At 63.2% G+C, this 16,378-nt stretch carries 13 protein-coding genes and 3 tRNA genes; 5 read left to right on the top strand and 11 right to left on the bottom strand.

Features of this window, described 5'->3' with window-relative positions; genetic code table 11:
• The first annotated feature begins 158 nt into the window (after positions 1 to 158).
• The 3 genes from OPU71_RS11920 (at position 159) to OPU71_RS11910 (ending at position 441) form a co-directional block, all read left to right on the top strand.
• A tRNA-Pro gene (locus tag OPU71_RS11920) sits at positions 159 to 235 on the top strand.
• A 29-nt stretch (positions 236 to 264) separates the two neighbouring features.
• A tRNA-Arg gene (locus OPU71_RS11915) sits at positions 265 to 341 on the top strand.
• A 24-nt stretch (positions 342 to 365) separates the two neighbouring features.
• A tRNA-His gene (locus OPU71_RS11910) sits at positions 366 to 441 on the top strand.
• Positions 442 to 649: 208 nt separating this feature from the next.
• Here the strand turns inward: OPU71_RS11910 and OPU71_RS11905 are convergent.
• From OPU71_RS11905 to OPU71_RS11890, 4 genes are all read right to left on the bottom strand, one after another.
• The gene (locus tag OPU71_RS11905; protein WP_267728198.1) at positions 650 to 1,381 is read right to left on the bottom strand and encodes a S1 family peptidase; all 732 of its coding nucleotides are present in this window, start codon (positions 1,379 to 1,381) and stop codon (positions 650 to 652) included.
• A gap of 655 nt (positions 1,382 to 2,036) precedes the next feature.
• Positions 2,037 to 3,665 (bottom strand): methyl-accepting chemotaxis protein, encoded by a 1,629-nt coding sequence (locus OPU71_RS11900; RefSeq protein WP_267728197.1) that lies wholly within the window; start codon positions 3,663 to 3,665, stop codon positions 2,037 to 2,039.
• Between the two features lie 280 nt (positions 3,666 to 3,945).
• Positions 3,946 to 4,398: an EipA family protein gene (locus OPU71_RS11895; protein WP_267728196.1), complete on the bottom strand. Its 453-nt coding sequence runs from the start codon at positions 4,396 to 4,398 to the stop codon at positions 3,946 to 3,948.
• Positions 4,399 to 4,559: 161 nt separating this feature from the next.
• A complete protein-coding gene (locus tag OPU71_RS11890) occupies positions 4,560 to 4,760 on the bottom strand; it encodes a hypothetical protein (protein ID WP_267728195.1) in 201 nt (66 codons plus the stop codon).
• Between the two features lie 116 nt (positions 4,761 to 4,876).
• Here OPU71_RS11890 and dnaE point away from each other — a divergent pair, with 116 nt between their 5' ends.
• Together dnaE and OPU71_RS11880 are read left to right on the top strand one after the other, a co-directional pair.
• A complete protein-coding gene (gene dnaE / locus OPU71_RS11885) occupies positions 4,877 to 8,386 on the top strand; it encodes a DNA polymerase III subunit alpha (protein ID WP_267728194.1) in 3,510 nt (1,169 codons plus the stop codon).
• Between the two features lie 54 nt (positions 8,387 to 8,440).
• A complete protein-coding gene (locus tag OPU71_RS11880; RefSeq protein WP_267728193.1) occupies positions 8,441 to 9,397 on the top strand; it encodes a transporter in 957 nt (318 codons plus the stop codon).
• A gap of 37 nt (positions 9,398 to 9,434) precedes the next feature.
• Here OPU71_RS11880 and OPU71_RS11875 read toward each other — a convergent pair whose 3' ends face one another.
• The 7 genes from OPU71_RS11875 to urtA form a co-directional block, all read right to left on the bottom strand.
• Complete coding sequence (locus OPU71_RS11875; RefSeq protein WP_267728192.1) at positions 9,435 to 9,761, bottom strand: FmdB family zinc ribbon protein; 327 nt, start codon at positions 9,759 to 9,761, stop codon at positions 9,435 to 9,437.
• A 60-nt stretch (positions 9,762 to 9,821) separates the two neighbouring features.
• Complete coding sequence (gene fmdA, locus OPU71_RS11870; protein WP_267728191.1) at positions 9,822 to 11,051, bottom strand: formamidase; 1,230 nt, start codon at positions 11,049 to 11,051, stop codon at positions 9,822 to 9,824.
• Positions 11,052 to 11,140: 89 nt separating this feature from the next.
• On the bottom strand, positions 11,141 to 11,830 hold the full coding sequence (gene urtE / locus OPU71_RS11865; RefSeq protein WP_267728190.1) for an urea ABC transporter ATP-binding subunit UrtE: 690 nt from the start codon (positions 11,828 to 11,830) through the stop codon (positions 11,141 to 11,143).
• A 171-nt stretch (positions 11,831 to 12,001) separates the two neighbouring features.
• Positions 12,002 to 12,745: an urea ABC transporter ATP-binding protein UrtD gene (urtD, locus tag OPU71_RS11860; protein ID WP_267728189.1), complete on the bottom strand. Its 744-nt coding sequence runs from the start codon at positions 12,743 to 12,745 to the stop codon at positions 12,002 to 12,004.
• A gap of 43 nt (positions 12,746 to 12,788) precedes the next feature.
• On the bottom strand, positions 12,789 to 13,979 hold the full coding sequence (gene urtC / locus OPU71_RS11855) for an urea ABC transporter permease subunit UrtC (RefSeq protein WP_267728188.1): 1,191 nt from the start codon (positions 13,977 to 13,979) through the stop codon (positions 12,789 to 12,791).
• A gap of 60 nt (positions 13,980 to 14,039) precedes the next feature.
• Positions 14,040 to 14,954 (bottom strand): urea ABC transporter permease subunit UrtB, encoded by a 915-nt coding sequence (gene urtB / locus OPU71_RS11850; protein ID WP_267728187.1) that lies wholly within the window; start codon positions 14,952 to 14,954, stop codon positions 14,040 to 14,042.
• A 96-nt stretch (positions 14,955 to 15,050) separates the two neighbouring features.
• A complete protein-coding gene (gene urtA, locus OPU71_RS11845; RefSeq protein WP_267728186.1) occupies positions 15,051 to 16,310 on the bottom strand; it encodes an urea ABC transporter substrate-binding protein in 1,260 nt (419 codons plus the stop codon).
• Positions 16,311 to 16,378 lie beyond the last annotated feature (68 nt).

Below are 16,378 nucleotides of genomic sequence, written 5' to 3'. Positions count from 1 at the left end.
TCGATTTCTTGTCGCAAGGAACGGTCAGACGTGCTGCATGCTTTGCTGTCGTCTGAGTAGCAACAGGGCCATGGTTGGCTTGCAGGCGATGAGTTTGTGGCGGGATTCAACAAAGATGTTTGACGAATCGGGGCAAGCTATGTATATTCTTGCCCTCTCGGGGTGTAGCGCAGTCCGGTAGCGCGCTTGCTTTGGGAGCAAGATGTCGGGAGTTCGAATCTCTCCACCCCGACCAGCGAAGTTTGGAATTCGTGCCGACGGAAACCGCCCGTAGCTCAATCGGATAGAGCACCGGCCTTCTAAGCCGGGGGTTACAGGTTCGATTCCTGTCGGGCGGACCAAACGACGCAAGGTAGTACCCAGTGGCGGCATTAGCTCAGTCGGTAGAGCACTGGATTGTGATTCCAGGTGTCACCGGTTCGATCCCGGTATGTCGCCCCAAGCTTTCCCAAGAAAAACCCGCCTCCTGGCGGGTTTTTCGCTTCATGGCCCCCATCTTGGAATCTGCGCTTCGGTTGATTGGCTGGCTTGGCTCTTGACCAGTGTTGCGCGCCCGTTGGCCTTTGCCGCGCGGACGCCCTGCGGCTCGGTTGTTTCGACCTCAGTCCTGATCGGTTAGGCGGGCGCTGCAGGGCAGCGATACAACAGCTCAGTCGGCGGTCAGGGTCAGCAGGATGTCGGCGTACCAGGCGCAGTTCAGGCCGAGCGCTTCGTCGAGTTTGAGATCTCGGGTGCCGACATCCAGGCGCGAGGAGTGCACGCCCAGCAGCAGCCACGGAAGCGCGCCGCGCTCATTGCTGGTGTTGCCGACTTTCATCACGACCGGCGCGCCGCTTCCGCCGCGGTGGGTGCGCGCGTCGGTGAGGAAGTAACCCTCACCCTGAAAACGCATGCCGAAGGAGGAGGCGATACCGGCCTGCCGTACCACTGGCAAATGGTGCACCGTGTCGTGGAAGCCAAGCGGGTAACCCACGACCAGCACCGACGAGCCGACTTCGACCTGATCGCCGGGCTGGAGCAAATGCGCGGGGCTGAATGCATAGTAGATCGTGCCGGGTGGCAGCGCGCTGCGTTCGATTTCGATCACCGCGACGTCCACTTCGCCGGCGGTATCGCGCCCTTGCCGCCACAGGCTGCGGCCATCGCGAAACAGCGGGATCGAGAACCCGGTCGAGCGGGCCATGTTGGCGGCGTCGATATGCAGTTCCAGCTCGATCCGGCGTGGGTTATGGCCGCTTTCTTCGTCGCACATTACATGACGACTGGTCACCAGAAACAGGCGCTCGTTGCGCTCGAAGAAGAAGCCGCTGGCGTTTGTCAGCAGCGTGTCGCCGTCGAAAGTCCACACCGGGGCGGCGCACAGCAGGAGGGGCTCGATCATTGATGTTTCTCTCGGGGGGAGCCCGCAGCATGCCCGTTTTGTGGCGGGCTTGCACGGCGCGCCGCTTTGTGAGGACTGATCACGGCAAGGATTGGGCTGCTGGGGATGGCCGTTCTCCCAATTGCCTGTGTGCCGCGCTGGTTGTTTGGTACGGTCTTGTATCGTGTGTGCTGCATCACGCTGCGCGGCAAAGCTGTGACCGTTCCGGCCTCCGCACGTCGCACGCGGCGATTGCTCCGCGATTGCCGATTGATCCGCAGGCAGGCCGATGTGATTCATGCCCCAGCTGGCGATGCGCACGATGTCCTGCTCGGCAATGCAGTGCTCAAGGTGCTCACGGCCGCCTTCGCGATACTGCAAAGGCCAGCCGCCAAGCTTCACGCTACTGCGGTAGGTGCTGCGGGGCATGCCAAGCGGCTTGAATGTGTTGAAGCCTGGGGAGGTGGATTGACGGCCGCCATCCTGCCCGCGCATGGCGGTGTTCGGACGGTGGCAGCGCAAGTCCACCCTCAGGCGCGCAAGATCGGGCAGGGGGTTCGCAAGCAGGATCAGTCCAGGGCCAAGGCCGGTGCACTGCACGCAGGCGAACGAGGCGCTGCAAGGCTTTGCAGGGCGCGGTCAGCCTACGGACGCGCCCTGCCTGTGGCTGGGTGGCTCAGGTTCGGAAGCGGCCAATCTCGGCCTGCAAGCCCTCGGCGAGGCGCTCAAGGCCCTGTGTCTCTTCCAGCGTTTTCTCGACGGCAAGATCGTTGAGGCGTGCGCTCTCGGCAATCTCTTCCATCATCGCAGTAATTTCGCGTGAGGCTTCAGTTTGCGCCTGCGCGGCGGAGGTGATCTCGTTGAGGCCCTCACACACTTTTTCCACCGACGCCGAGGCTTCGCTGAACACGGATTCGACCTGGTCGAGCGAGGCAACACTGGTTGCAAGGTTGCGAGCGCCGTCGTCGATGGATGCGCGTACCTGGGTTGATTGGCCGGATATCTGGTTGGCAAGTCCGGTGATTTCGTGCGCCGAGTGGGCGGACTTTTCCGCCAGCTTGCGCACTTCGTCGGCCACAACGGCGAAGCCACGGCCTTCTTCGCCGGCCCGCGCGGCTTCGATTGCCGCATTGAGTGCCAGAAGGTTGGTCTGGTTGGCAATCTCGGTGACTTCGCCGGTGGTGGCGTTGATCGCATTGGTACTGGTAACGAACAGGTCCACGGTCTGGGCAAGATCGCCAACCGCCTGTTCGACCGAGCGAATGCCTGTCACGAGTTCCTTCACGCTGGCGCGTCCGTCCTGCGCGCGGGCCTGGCTGTCGAGCGAAAGTTGGCGCACATGCTGGGCGCGTTCATTGACAACGCTGACCTGCTCGCTGATCCGTTCGATGGCCTGGGCCGCTCGCTGTGAGTGGTTGTTCTGGCGGCGTGATCGCTCAACCAGCGTGGCCGCGTGGCTGGCCAATTCGCGCGAGGCGCCCGAGACCCGGTTGACGACTTCGTCGAGGTGATGGATCAGCCCCTGGAAGCGTTCCATCACCTGATTGAACACTGCTGCGGCACGCCCGATCTCATCGTTGCGGCGGGTGGGCAAACGACGTGTCAGATCGCCTTCGCCGTCGGCAATCACCTGCATGGCGGCGCTCATCTCCGCAAGCGGGCGGGTCACCACGCGCTTGACGAAAAAGTAGATCAACAGCACCACCGGGATGCTGAGAAGGGTCGCAACGATGAAAAGCTTGCCCGTGAATGCCGCCGCCTCGGCACGTGACTCTTCGAGGGAAATCCGCATGCTGACTGCGCCAAGCGGATCACCTTCCTTTGCGGCGCTGTGACACGCGAGGCAGTCTTTTCCCAGATAGTTACGTGCCGCCAATGCCGGCAGGATCGCGACCAGTTCGGCGCGCGTCTTGTCGGCTCGATAGACCGGCTTGCCCGTGTGGAGCACCTGCGCTTCCTCGGGGCTGGGCTGCAGCGGCTTGTCGGAGCCGGGCCCGAACTGTTTGATCACCGCGTCGCCGCGCAGAACGCGCAGCTCACTGATGTTGCGGGTATTGACGATCTGATCCAGATACACCGATCGCTGCGCCACCGTGCCGGTGATCATCATCCCGGTGAGGCTGGCCATCGTCATTTGATGCACGCTGTCGGCGAATTTTTCCGCCTGGTGCCGCGCCATTGATTCTTGTTCGACATGCGTCCAGGCGATGGTGATCGTCCAGGCGACACCGAACATCAGCCATACGGCAAGCACCAGCCGCAACCAGATCGGCCAGCCACGCCCTTGTTCCTCCTGCTGCTTCATCTCGCCCCCCAAGGCCCCGTTTCCGATGCGCGGATTGTGCTGCAGTGACCGAACGCGGCCGACTGGGCACAACGAACCTCCCTGTCTACGGCCGGCCTTGCAGGAAGTTGAGGCTGGCTGCTTGCTGTGCTGCTGTTTTCTATGCGGCTACTGCGGTGCTATGCCCGATGTGGCAAGAAACGCCAAGGCCCACCTATAGATGGGCCTTGGCGTTTCTTGCAAGGCAGGCCGGCTTGCTTTCGATGAACGGCCGGCGCCCCGCGCGTGTGCCGGCTGCGCTTTACTCCATCTTGATGGTCAGTCCGGTGATCTTGCCCAGATTGACGTCCAGCCCCTTGGTGCGCGAGGTCAGGGTCATGATTACGCCGTTTTCGTTCTTGAGCTGAATGGCCCCCACGCCGCCGCCCAGAGCGACGCTTGCGTCAAGCTTGGTATAGGTGCCGGGGAACTGCGCGATATCGGTCAGTTCATAGACGTTGCCGACTGCACTCATCTTCGAAGCGCCCGCGTTCAGGCCCACACTCATCCCGCCCAGCTTGAAGCTGTGCTTCTTGCCCTGAAAGGTCAATGTGCCGGTGCCCGAACTGCCGCCCAGAATCAGGCCGAACTGCTTTTCTTCGATCGAGACTTTGCCGACCGGCTGCTTTGCGTCGGCAGCAAATGCCGGGCCTCCTGCCAGCAATGCAAGGGCCAGCATGATGTGGCCGGCGGCTTTTCTATAGCTTTGAAGCATGAGCGTTCTCCTTCAATGCAGAAGTGATTGACGGTTCGTAACCGCTTTGCCCGCCAATGCGATCGGGATCGCACTTCTCAGGGTAGCAGGCGCATGCCGCGCACGCCGGTTCCGTGCACACCGCAGCCCTGACGGGCGTCACGGCCTCGCGCGGGGTGTGATCAGCTCACCTGCACGAAAATGCCGCTGAAGATGTGTTTCACCCCACCGATCGTGGCGATGCTGGCGGGCGGGCCATTCACCCATGCGAACAAATCGGGTTGCCGCGTGTCGCTGCCGCCGTCCGGGTTCATTACCCACACATCGCCGCCTTTCATGTGTGCGAGCAGGTAGTGTGAGCCTCCGGTTTTGTATTCAAGCACCTGAAGGCCCCCTCTGCCGCACGATTCGCGGCTTTGCGGCGCGGCCAGGCGAGCGATCTTCCGGCGCACAGACTGCGCGTGCGGGTTTACCGGGCTGCGACGGGTAAAATCTGCCCATGACTGCCGCTTCGATCGCCCCACACGCCCCCGCCTTTGTTCACCTGCGCCTGCACACCGAATTCTCGATCGAGGACGGCATCGTGCGGATCGACGATGCAATCAAGGCGGCCGCGGCCGATGGCATGCCCGCGCTGGGTATTTCGGACCTTGCCAACCTCTTCGGCATGGTCAAGCACTATAAGGGCTGCCGAGGCGCGGGGGTGAAGCCGATCATTGCTGTTGACGCCTGGATCACCAACGACGCCGATCGCGACAAACCCTTCCGGGTGATGCTGCTGTGCAAGCACCGCGCGGGCTTTGGCCAGCTTTGCGAACTGGTGACGCGCTCTTTCCTGGAGAACCAGCACCGCGGGCGTGCCGAGATGCGCCGCGAGTGGTTCAACGAAGGCGCGGTGTCGGGGCTGATCTGCCTTTCCGGCGCCATGCTGGGCGACGTGGGTGCCGCAATCGCTGCCGGCAATATTGAATCGGCCCGCCGCCTGCTGGGTGACTGGAAGCGCCAGTTCCCCGACAGTTTCTACATCGAAGTGCAGCGCGCCGGGCATCCGGGCACCGAGAGCTACATCCGCCAGGCGCTGGTGCTGGCCGCCGAATTCGAGCTGCCGGTGGTGGCCACCCACCCGGTGCAGTTCCTCAAGCGGGAAGACTTCAAGGCGCACGAGGCGCGGGTCTGCATTTCGCAAGGCTATGTGCTGGCCGATACCCGCCGGCCCAAGCTGTTCACCGAAGACCAGTACTTCAAGACGCAGGCCGAGATGGCCGAGCTGTTTGCGGATATCCCGGAGGCGCTTGAAAACTCGGTCGAGATCGCACGCCGCTGCTCGCTGACGATCACGCTGGGCAAGAACTTCCTGCCGCAGTTCCCGACGCCCGATGGCATGACGCTCGACGACTTCCTCGTCGCCGAAGCCAAGCGCGGGCTTGAAGACCGTCTGCTGCAGCTCTACCCGCACCCCGAGGATCGCGAGCGCGAACGCCCGCGCTACGAGGCACGCCTGAAGTTCGAGACCGACACCATCATCCAGATGGGCTTCCCGGGCTACTTCCTGATCGTTGCGGACTTCATCCAGTGGGGCAAGAACAACGGCGTGCCGGTGGGGCCGGGGCGCGGTTCCGGTGCCGGCTCGTTGGTCGCGTATTCGCTCAAGATCACCGACATCGACCCGACCGCCTACGCACTGCTGTTCGAGCGCTTCCTGAACCCGGAACGGGTGTCGATGCCCGACTTCGACATCGACTTCTGCCAGGACAACCGCTGGCGCGTGATCGAGTATGTGCGCGAGCGCTACGGCAAGGACGCGGTGAGCCAGATCGCCACCTTCGGCACCATGGCCTCGAAGGCGGTGGTGCGCGACGTCGGCCGTGTGCTCGATCTGCCTTACGGCATGTGCGACCGGCTCTCGAAAGCGATCCCGGTGGTGCAGAACAAGCCGGTGTCGCTGGAAGAAGCGCTGGAGCAGGAGCCGTCGATCAGGGAGATGATGGACGACCCGGGCGATGGCGAATCGATCCGCGAGCTGTGGGAGCTTGCGCTGCCGCTCGAAGGCATGACGCGCGGCGTCGGCATGCACGCCGGCGGCGTGCTGATCGCACCGGGCAAGCTCACCGACTTCTGCCCGCTGTATATCGCCGATGGCGAAGACGCCTCGCCGGTATCGCAGTTCGACAAGGACGACGTGGAGCAGGTCGGCCTGGTGAAGTTCGACTTCCTCGGCCTGCGAAACCTCACCATCATCAAGCTCGCGCTCGAATACATCGAGCGGCTCACCGGCCAGAACATCGACCTGATGAGCCTGGGCTTCGAAGACCCGGCCGCCTACCAGATCCTGAAAGACGCGAACACCACCGCGATCTTCCAGGTTGAATCGGACGGCATGAAGAAGCTTCTGAAGAAGCTCGGGCCCGACCGCTTCGAAGACATCATCGCGGTGCTCGCGCTCTACCGACCGGGGCCGCTCGGCTCCGGCATGGTGGACGACTTCATCCTGCGGAAAAAGGGCCAGCAGGCGATCGACTACTACCACCCGGCCCTTGAAGGTTGTCTGTCGCCCACCTACGGCGTGATCGTGTATCAGGAACAGGTGATGCAGATCTCGCAGATCATCGGCGGCTACACGCTCGGTGGCGCCGACATGCTGCGGCGGGCGATGGGCAAGAAGAAGCCCGAAGAGATGGCCAAGCACCGCGAGACGATCGCGGAAGGCGCCAAGAAGCAGGGCTACGACCCCGAACTGGCCGAACGCCTGTTCGACCTGATGACCAAGTTCGCGGAGTACGGCTTCAACAAGTCGCACACCGCCGCGTATGCCGTTGTCACCTATCACACCGCCTGGCTCAAGGCGCACCACTGCGCGGCCTTCATGGCAGCCACCATGTCGGTGGATATGGACAACACCGACACGGTGAAGATCTTCTTCGAAGACACCGTGGCCAACGGCATCAAGGTGTTGCCGCCGGATGTGAATGCCTCGGAATACCGCTTCGAGCCGACCGATGCCAAGACCATCCGCTACGGCCTGGGCGGTGTCAAAGGCGTGGGCGAACCGGCGGTGAACGCGATTCTTGCCGCGCGCCGCGCCGATGGCCCGTTCAAGGATCTGTTCGATTTCTGCAAGCGGGTCGATCGCCGCGCGGTGAACCGCCGCGTGGTGGAAGCGCTGATCCGTGCCGGTGCCTTCGATACGCTCGATCCGCACCGCGCACGCCTGGTCGCCTCGGTGGGCATCGCGATGGAAGCGGCCGAGCAGGCGGCGGCGAATGCGGCGCAGGTCGGGCTGTTCGACGCCCCGGAGCATGCCGAATCGCAGGCGATCCAGTATGTCGAGGCACGCCCCTGGAAGGAACGCGAGCAGTTGATGGAGGAGAAGACCGCGATCGGCTTCTTCCTCTCTGGCCACCCCTACAACGCCTTCAAGGCCGAGGTGGCGCGCTTCATCCGCAAGCCGCTCGCGCGGCTCGAACCGCAGAAGGAACCACAGGTGTTTGCCGGCGTGGTCTCGGGCCAACGGATCAAGATTGGCAACCGCGGCAAGATGTGTTTCGTGCAACTTGACGACGGCACCGCGCAGCTTGAGGTGTCCGTCTTTGCCGAGGTGCTGGAGGCCAACAAGGCGCGCATCGTGCAGGACGAAGTGCTGATCGTCGAAGCCAAGGTCAGCCACGACGATTTCACCGGCGGCCTGCGCATCATTGCCGACAAGCTGATGACGCTGGGCGAGGCGCGTGCGCGTTTCGCGCGCACCTTGCGGCTGGACATCAACAGCGAACTGGTTGGCAATGCCAGTGCGCGAGAGAGCGCCGAGCGGCTGCAGGCGCTGCTGATGCAGTATCGGCAGAGCGAAGAGGGCGCGGTGGGCTGCCCGATCCGCCTGCACTATCGCAATGCGGCCGCCGAGGCCGACTTGCCCTTGGGCCAGAACTGGCGCGTGCGACTTGAAGAGCCCCTGCTCGAAATGCTGCGTGACTGGCTGCGCCCCGAGTCAGTCGAGATCATTTACAACAATTGATTTGGGCATGCCCGACGGATGTCCGGTGCGATGACGAGAATCGAGAGGATCTGCATGAAGAGCGGCGATAAGCCGGCGCCTTTGGCACGCCGGCGCAGCGCGGGGTGGCCAGCCAGAGCCTGGGCGATCGGGCTGTGTGCGTTCGCGTGTCGTGGCGCCTTCGCGCAGTCGATCGAGCCACGCAACTATTCCAACGCCCCGGTCGGCATGAACTTCGCCATTCTGGGGCTTGGCTATTCGAAAGGCGGCATTGCCTTCGACCCGGCGCTGCCGGTGAAGGATCCTGAGCTCAATATCGTCAGTTCGTTTCTCGCTTACACCCGGGTTTTCGAGATGGCAGGCCAGACCGGCCGGGTGGATTTCGTGCAGCCGTTTGCATCGCTGTCCGGATCGGCCAGTTTCGCAGGCCAGCCGATCGAGCGCTCGCAGCAGGGGCTGGCGGATTCGCTCTTCCGCGTGTCGTATCACCTGCTTGGGGCGCCAGCGCTTTCCTTGGCCGACTTCCGCAACTATCGGCAGGACCTGATCGTTGGTGCCAGCGTCGAGGTGTCGGCCCCAACCGGTGCCTATGACAATCAGAAAGCGGTCAACCTCAGCGGCAATCGCTGGACGATCAAACCCGAGATCGGGCTGTCGAAAGCCTTCGGGCCGATGGTCCTGGAACTGGCCGCCGCAACGGTGTTCTACACCACCAATTCCGACTTCTTCGGTGGCTCCGAGCGCAAGCAGGACCCGCTCTACTCGCTGCAGGCGCACACCGTCTACAACTTCTCAGCGGGCGCGTGGGCATCCCTGAGCGCCAGCTACTATCAGGGCGGGCGCACCATCATCAACGGCCAGGAAGGCAACGACTTGCAAGAGAACTGGCGCCTTGGCGCGACCTTTGCCATGCCGCTGAGCCGCTATCTCTCGCTCAAGCTGGCCGCGAGTAACGGCCTCTACGCCCGCACCGGCAACAACATGAGCCTCTACACGATGGGCTTGCAGACCCGCTGGGGGGCAGGGCTTTAGCCCAGCGCCAGTGCCAGCGGCGGCTGCTTGTGTGCGGCTAGTGGCTGATCATCCATGGCCGTTTGCTCGGAAAGGTCTTGCTGCCGTCGGCCGCTTTGACGGTGCTTTTGCTGACACCGCTTCCGCAACCGCAGCCGGGCCCATGAACATGCGTGCTTGAACGCTTGGGTTCGTGGCGCGCGCGTTCGTTGGTGGCGTGGGCGGTGCGGATGCTGCCGTCCATCAGCGAAAGTGCGGGCAGGGTTTGTACCCGTGTGGCACGCGTGCCGCAGCGCGGGCAGAAGGTGGGGGCGTCGCGGCTGGCGATGCTGCGCAGGGTCTCGAAACCGCCGCAGTCCGGGCACTCGTAGTCGTAGAGAGGCATGGCACAACTCCTGATCCGTGGGACTTGCCCTCTCCGCGGCGCGGAGAGGGCCTCATGCGCTTACAGGTCGGGCGAGATCGGCATGTCGATCGAGCCATCGAGGTACTTCACCGGCCCGGCAGCGCTCGGGTTGATGTCGAACTCGAAGATGTCGGTCGGCAGCCACAGCGTGGCGCAGGCGTTGGGGATGTCGACGACGCCGCTGATGTGGCCCTGGCAAGGCGCGGTGCCGAGGATCGAGTACGCCTGCGCGCCGGAGTAGCCGAACTTCTTGAGGTACTCGATCGCGTTGAGGCAGGCCTGCCGATAGGCAACGTGCACATCGAGGTAGTGCTGCTTGCCGTACTCGTCCACCGAGATGCCTTCGAAGATCAGGTAGTCGTCGTACTTGGGCGTGATCGGGCTGGGCTTGAAGATCGGGTTCTTGATGCCGTACTTGGCCATGCCGCCCTTGAGCAGCGATACCTTCATGTGCACCCAGCCGGCCATCTCGATCGCGCCGCAGAAGCTGATCTCGCCGTCACCCTGCGAGAAGTGCAGATCGCCGACCGAGAGACCAGCGCCTTCGACGTAGACCGGGAAGAAGATCTTCGAGCCGCGCGACAGATCCTTGATGTCGCAGTTGCCGCCGTGTTCGCGCGGCGGCACGGTGCGGGCGCCTTCGGCGGCAATCTTCGCAGCGACCTCGCCCTTGGCCTTGCCGGCGTGCGCCGTCTTGGCGAACGGCGGGTTGGCGAGCGGCGGCACGCGATCGGGCTGGGTGGCAATGAAGTCCACTTCGCGCGTGTTCCAGGTTTCCAGCATCTTCGGATCAGGCAGGCAGCCGATCAGGCCGGGGTGGATCAGGCCCGCGTAGCGCACGCCGGGCACATGGCGGCTCTTGGTGAACATGCCCTCGATGTCCCAGATCGACTTCTGCGCCTGCGGAAAGTGATCAACAAGGAAGCCGCCACCGTTGTTCTTCGAGAAGAAGCCGTTGAAGCCCCACAGGCTGTCCTGCTTGGCGCCGATGTCGAGCAGCTCGACCACCAGCAGGTCGCCCGGCTCGGCGCCGTGAACACCAACGGGCCCCGAGAGGAAGTGCACCGTGGAAAGATCGACGTCGCGCACGTCGTCCGCGCTGTCGTTGTTCTGGATGTAGCCGCCAGTCCAGTCGTAGGTCTCCAGCACGAAGTCGTCTCCGGGCTTGACCCAGCAGGCCATCGGGATATCCGGATGCCAGCGGTTGTGGATGTTCTCGTTCTCGTAGGGCGACTGCTTCAGGTCGACTTTGATGAGTGTTTCAGGCATGGCACACCTCCTTGATAAGCGGGCGCGGCGCGGGGGCCGCCCCCGGAACTCCCGATGAAAACGCTGGATTGACTGCGCAGCCCTGCTGGCTACACCGACAGGAACTGCTTGATGTGGGCAACGTCGGTGCTGGCGCGCGGGCTCTCGTGAACCAGGCGCCCGCCTTCGATGACGAAGAGGCGGTCGGCCACATCCATCGCAAAGCTGAGCACCTGCTCCGAGACGACGATCGTGATCTCGCGCATCTTGCGGATCTCGTTGAGCGCCTTGGCGATGTCCTTGATGATCGAAGGCTGGATGCCCTCGGTCGGTTCGTCGAGCAGCAGTACCTTCGGATCGGTGACCAGCGCGCGTGCGATCGCCAGCTGTTGCTGCTGGCCGCCCGAGAGGTTGCCGCCCTTGCGGCGGCGCATTTCCCACAGCACCGGGAAGAGCGCGTAGATCTCGTCCGGCACTTTCTTGACGGCGGCGTTCTCCAGCCCGGTCTGGATGTTTTCTTCGACCGACAAGGTGGGGAAAATCATCCGGCCTTGCGGCACATAGGCGATGCCCTTGGCGACGCGGCGATAGCTCTCGTCTTTCGAGACTTCTTTGCCGGCCACCTGGATCGAGCCGCTGCGGGTGGGCAGCACGCCCATCAGCGATTTGAACAGCGTGGTCTTGCCCATGCCGTTGCGGCCCATGATCGCCACGGTTTCGTTCTTGTTGGCTTCGAACGAGATCCCATGCAGGGCTTCGCTCTGGCCGTAACACACGACGAGATCGGATACGTTGAGCATTGCACTACTCCTTGGATCTGAAGATTGACCACGAAGGCGCGAAGGGCGCGCGAAGGGCCGCAAAGCAAAGCCGATGCAACAGACAAGACGAGGCGCCCAAGTCCTTCTTCGTGGCACTTCGCGTCGCCTTCGCGCCTTCGCGGTAAAGCGCTTGCAGGGTCATCACCACGCTCAGTGCCCCAGATAGACGTCGATGACCTTGGGGTCTTGCTGGACTTTCTCCATCGAGCCCTCGGCGAGGATCTTTCCCTGGTGCATCACGGTGACCTTGTGGGCGATCTGCGCAACGAAGGCCATGTCGTGCTCGATCACGATCATCGAGCGGTTCTTGCAGATGCGTTTGAGCAGGTCGGCGGTCAGCTCGCGCTCGCGTGCGCTCATGCCGGCGATCGGTTCGTCGAGCATCAGCAGCTCCGGGTCCTGCATCAGCAACATGCCGATCTCCAGCCACTGCTTCTGGCCGTGCGAGAGCAGGCCGGCTTCCATGTCGAGCAATTCGCCAAGGCCGATCTCGTTGGCCACGCTCTGCACCTGGTCGCGCACTTCCTGATCGCATTTGAAGGCGAGCGCGCCGAACACGCCCCGGCCGCGCGGGAAGGACACTTCAAGGTTCTGGAACACGCTGAGGTTTTCGTAGATCGAAGGCGTCTGGAACTTGCGGCCGATGCCGGAGCGCACGCGCTTGTATTCGGCCAGGCGCGTCATCTCGACGTTCTTGAACTTGATGCTGCCGGCGCTGGCCGCGGTGCGGCCGCAGATCAGATCGAGCAGCGTGGTCTTGCCGGCGCCGTTGGGGCCGATGATCACGCGCAGCTCACCCTTGTCGACATACAGGTTCAGTGCGTCGATCGCCTTGAAGCCATCGAAGGAAACGGTCAGGTCTTCCACCGCGAGTACGAAGTCGGTATTGCTCATGTGAGACTCCCTTCAACGAGCAGGAATGCGATCAGGCAAGCGATCAAGTGGCGCGGATCAGGCCGGGGACTTCAGCCTCTTTGGCAGGCGGGGGGCTGGCCGGCGGCGGGTTGTCTGCCGGCGGCACCGCAAGCGCCTGCGACTTGGCTTGCGTGGCTTTGCGGCGCGCAAGCCAGGGCTTGACGTGGCTGGTGTAGACCCCCGCGAGTCCGTTCGGGAAAGCCATCACCACGCCGATGAACAGGCTCGCCATGAGGAAGAGCCAGAGGTCGGGGAAGCTCTCGGAAAAGTAGGTCTTGCCGAAGTTCACCAGCAAGGCGCCGTACACCGCGCCGATCAGCGACATGCGCCCACCCACCGCGGCAAAGATCACCATCTCGATACTCGGCACGATGCCGACGAAGCTCGGTGACATGAAGCCGACCTGCAGCGTGAACATCGCGCCGCCAATTGCCGAGAGCATCGCCGCGAGGCAGAAGGCGAACACCTTGAACATCGACACGTCGTAGCCGGAGAAGCGCACCCGGTCTTCCTTGTCGCGCATCGCAAGCAGCAAGGTGCCCAACTTGCTTTTCTGCACCCACAGGCAGAAGTAGATGCAGCCGAGCAGCAGCAAGGCGTTGGCGAAGTAGAGGATGTACTTGGCGCTGTTGGTGCGGATATCCCAGCCGAGCAGGGTCTTCAGATCGGTGATGCCGTTCACCCCGCCGGTGTAGCCCTGCTGGCCGATGATCAGCACGGTCATGATCAGCGCAACCGCCTGCGTGATGATCGCGAAATACACCCCGCCGACGCGGCGCTTGAACATCGCGAAGCTGATCACGAAGGCCAGCAGCGTGGGCACCAGCAGCACCGCGACCAGCGCAAAGGGCAGGTACTTGAACGGTTCCCACCACAGCGGCAGCGCGGTCAGCTGGTTCCAGTCCATGAAGTCCGGGATGCCCGGTGTGGACTGGATCTTGGTGCTGATCGGGTCGGACGCTTCGAGCTTGAGGAACATCGCCATCGCGTAGCCGCCGAGGCCGAAGAACACCCCCTGGCCCAGGCTCAGCACGCCGCCGTAGCCCCAGCACATCACCAGGCCGATCGCGACGAAGCCGTAGGTGAGGTACTTGCCGACGAGGTTGAGGCGGAAGATGTCCATCGCCAGCGGGAACACCACCAGGATCAGGGCGGCGAGGATGAGGAAGCTGCCGAGGCCACGTTGATCGATGAATGCCTTGATCTTGTTCATGATGCGTCTCTCCGGTAATGCGGTGCAGGTCGGGCGCCGGGCGGGTTCATGGGGCAGCGCTCAGTGGCGGATCTTTGAGGCAAACAGCCCCTGCGGCCGCATCATCAGGATCACCACGATGGTCATCAGCGTGAGCACCTTGGCCATCGAGCCGGTCATGAAGAACTCGCTGATCGATTGCATCTGCGCGATGCCGAAGGCCGAGGCCACAGTGCCAAGCAGGCTGGCGGCGCCGCCGAAGGTCACCACCAGGAAGGCATCGACGATGTAGAGCGAGCCGCTGGTGGGGCCGGTCGAGCCGATCGTGGTGAAGGCCGCGCCCGCAACGCCGGCGATGCCGCAGCCGATGGCGTAGGTCATGCGGTCGGTCTTCTTGGTGTTGATGCCGATCGCGTTGGCCATCGGGCGGTTGGCAACTGTGGCGCGCACGCGCAGCCCCCAGCGCGACTTGTAGAGCGCCAGCAGTACGCCGCCGGTGACAACAAGCGTCAGGGCCATCACGAAGAGGCCGTTGATCGGGATGTCGAGCCCCTCATGCGGCGACCACGAGCCCATCAGCCAGTCCGGCAGGGTGGGGCTGACTTCCTTGGGGCCGATGAAGCTGCGAAAGCACTGCTGCATGCCGAGCGATACGCCCCAGGTGGCCAGCAGCGTATCGAGCGGGCGCTTGTAGAGGTGGCGGATCAAGGCCCACTCGACGCACCAGCCCGCGAGAAAGGCGACAAAGAAGGCCGCGACGATGGCGACCAGAAAGTAACTTTGGGTGAATTGCGGGAAGAAGCTCTCGGCGAGCGTGGAGAACAGGAAGATGGTGTAGGCGCCCAGCGTCATGAACTCGCCATGCGCCATGTTGATCACCCCCATCTGGCCAAAGATGATCGCCAGGCCAAGGCCCATCAGCAGCAGCACCGCGAACAGGCTAAGCCCTGCGAAGCCTTGCATCATCCCGATGTTGAGCATGTCGGCGAATGCCATGGTGCTTACCTCCCAAGTACAGAGTGAAGTGCGTTTGCGTGTTCGCGCGGCGGCCGTCACCCCGCGCGCCGTGGCACGGGGTGACGGGTCAGGCTGTTACTGGTAGCCCTTGGGGAAGGGATTCGGCTCGATCAGCTCGGGCGATTCGGCAACCACCTTGAACTGGCCGTCGGCCTGCGCCTGGCCGATGCGCGTCTTGCTCCACAGGTGGTGGTTCGGATGCACCTTCACGTAGCCCTCAGGCGCGCCCTTGAACTCGATACCCACCGAGGCGGCGGCAACCTTGTCGACATCGAAGCTGCCGGCTTTTTCGACGGCGGCTTTCCACAGCCACGGGCCCAGGTAGGCCGCTTGCGTCACGTCACCGATCACTGCCTTGGCGCCGTACTTGGCCTTGAAGGCCTGCACGAAGGCTTTGTTGTTGGCGTTGTCGAGCGACTGGAAGTACTTCATCGAGGCGTAGAAGCCGGCCATGTTCTCGCCACCGATGCCCAGCACTTCGTCTTCGGTGACCGAGATCGTCAGCAGGGTCTGCTTTGCCGCCGTCACGCCCGCCGCCTTGAGCTGCTTGTAGAAGGACACGTTCGAGCCGCCCACCACGGCAATGAAGATCACATCCGGCTTGGCAACCTTGATCTTGTTGATCAGCGAGTTGAAGTTGGTGTGGCCGAGCGGGTAGTACTCCTCACCGACCACCTTGCCCAGCTTGGCGACCGACTCGATGTGCTTGCGCGCGATCTTCATCGAGGTACGCGGCCAGATGTAGTCCGAACCCACGAGGAAGTAGGTCTTGGCCTTCTTCTCCTTGGCCACCCAGTCGAGGCCCCAGAGGATTTGCTGGGTCGCTTCCTGGCCGGTGTAGATCACGTTCTTGGATTGCTCCAGGCCCTCGTAGAAGGTGGGGTAGTAGAGCATCCCGTTTTCCTTCTCGAAGATCGGCAGCACCGCCTTGCGCGAGGCCGATGTCCAGCAGCCGAACACCGCCGCAACGCGGTCGTTGATCAGCAGCTTCTTCGACTTCTCGGCGAAGGTCGGCCAGTCGGAGGCGCCGTCTTCCTTGATCACCTTGATCTTGCGGCCGAGCACGCCGCCCATCGCGTTGATCTGGTCGATCGCAAGTTGTTCGGCCTGGATCGAGCCGGTCTCCGAGATCGCCATGGTGCCGGTGGCCGAGTGCAACTGGCCGACGGTGACTTCGGTATCGGTGACCGCCAGTTTGGTCGTGTTGACCACGGCGGTGGCGGGCGGCGCTGCCTGGCCGATTGCAGACAGCCCGATCAGCGGCAGGGCGACGAGGCCCTGCATGAGATGGCGGCGAAGGGTGGATCGGGGCTTGGGCGAAGCGTGGTCACGCATGATGGTCTCTCCTGATGAACGCGGGCTTCAAAGCAACGCAGCCGGGTTTCTTGTTCCGCACTGGCCGC

Source organism: Niveibacterium sp. 24ML (genome assembly GCF_026586805.1).
Taxonomy (GTDB): domain Bacteria; phylum Pseudomonadota; class Gammaproteobacteria; order Burkholderiales; family Rhodocyclaceae; genus Niveibacterium.
This window is presented reverse-complemented; position numbering and strand designations above follow the sequence as displayed.

What these genes read in the sequence shown, in the direction of transcription:
- OPU71_RS11905 (WP_267728198.1), bottom strand. Translation starts at nt 1,381, where the DNA reads ATGATCGAGCCCCTCCTGCTGTGCGCCGCCCCGGTGTGGACTTTCGAC.
- OPU71_RS11900 (WP_267728197.1), bottom strand. Translation starts at nt 3,665, where the DNA reads ATGAAGCAGCAGGAGGAACAAGGGCGTGGCTGGCCGATCTGGTTGCGG.
- OPU71_RS11895 (WP_267728196.1), bottom strand. Translation starts at nt 4,398, where the DNA reads ATGCTTCAAAGCTATAGAAAAGCCGCCGGCCACATCATGCTGGCCCTT.
- dnaE (WP_267728194.1), top strand. Translation starts at nt 4,877, where the DNA reads ATGACTGCCGCTTCGATCGCCCCACACGCCCCCGCCTTTGTTCACCTG.
- OPU71_RS11880 (WP_267728193.1), top strand. Translation starts at nt 8,441, where the DNA reads ATGAAGAGCGGCGATAAGCCGGCGCCTTTGGCACGCCGGCGCAGCGCG.
- OPU71_RS11875 (WP_267728192.1), bottom strand. Translation starts at nt 9,761, where the DNA reads ATGCCTCTCTACGACTACGAGTGCCCGGACTGCGGCGGTTTCGAGACC.
- fmdA (WP_267728191.1), bottom strand. Translation starts at nt 11,051, where the DNA reads ATGCCTGAAACACTCATCAAAGTCGACCTGAAGCAGTCGCCCTACGAG.
- urtE (WP_267728190.1), bottom strand. Translation starts at nt 11,830, where the DNA reads ATGCTCAACGTATCCGATCTCGTCGTGTGTTACGGCCAGAGCGAAGCC.
- urtD (WP_267728189.1), bottom strand. Translation starts at nt 12,745, where the DNA reads ATGAGCAATACCGACTTCGTACTCGCGGTGGAAGACCTGACCGTTTCC.
- urtC (WP_267728188.1), bottom strand. Translation starts at nt 13,979, where the DNA reads ATGAACAAGATCAAGGCATTCATCGATCAACGTGGCCTCGGCAGCTTC.
- urtB (WP_267728187.1), bottom strand. Translation starts at nt 14,954, where the DNA reads ATGGCATTCGCCGACATGCTCAACATCGGGATGATGCAAGGCTTCGCA.
- urtA (WP_267728186.1), bottom strand. Translation starts at nt 16,310, where the DNA reads ATGCGTGACCACGCTTCGCCCAAGCCCCGATCCACCCTTCGCCGCCAT.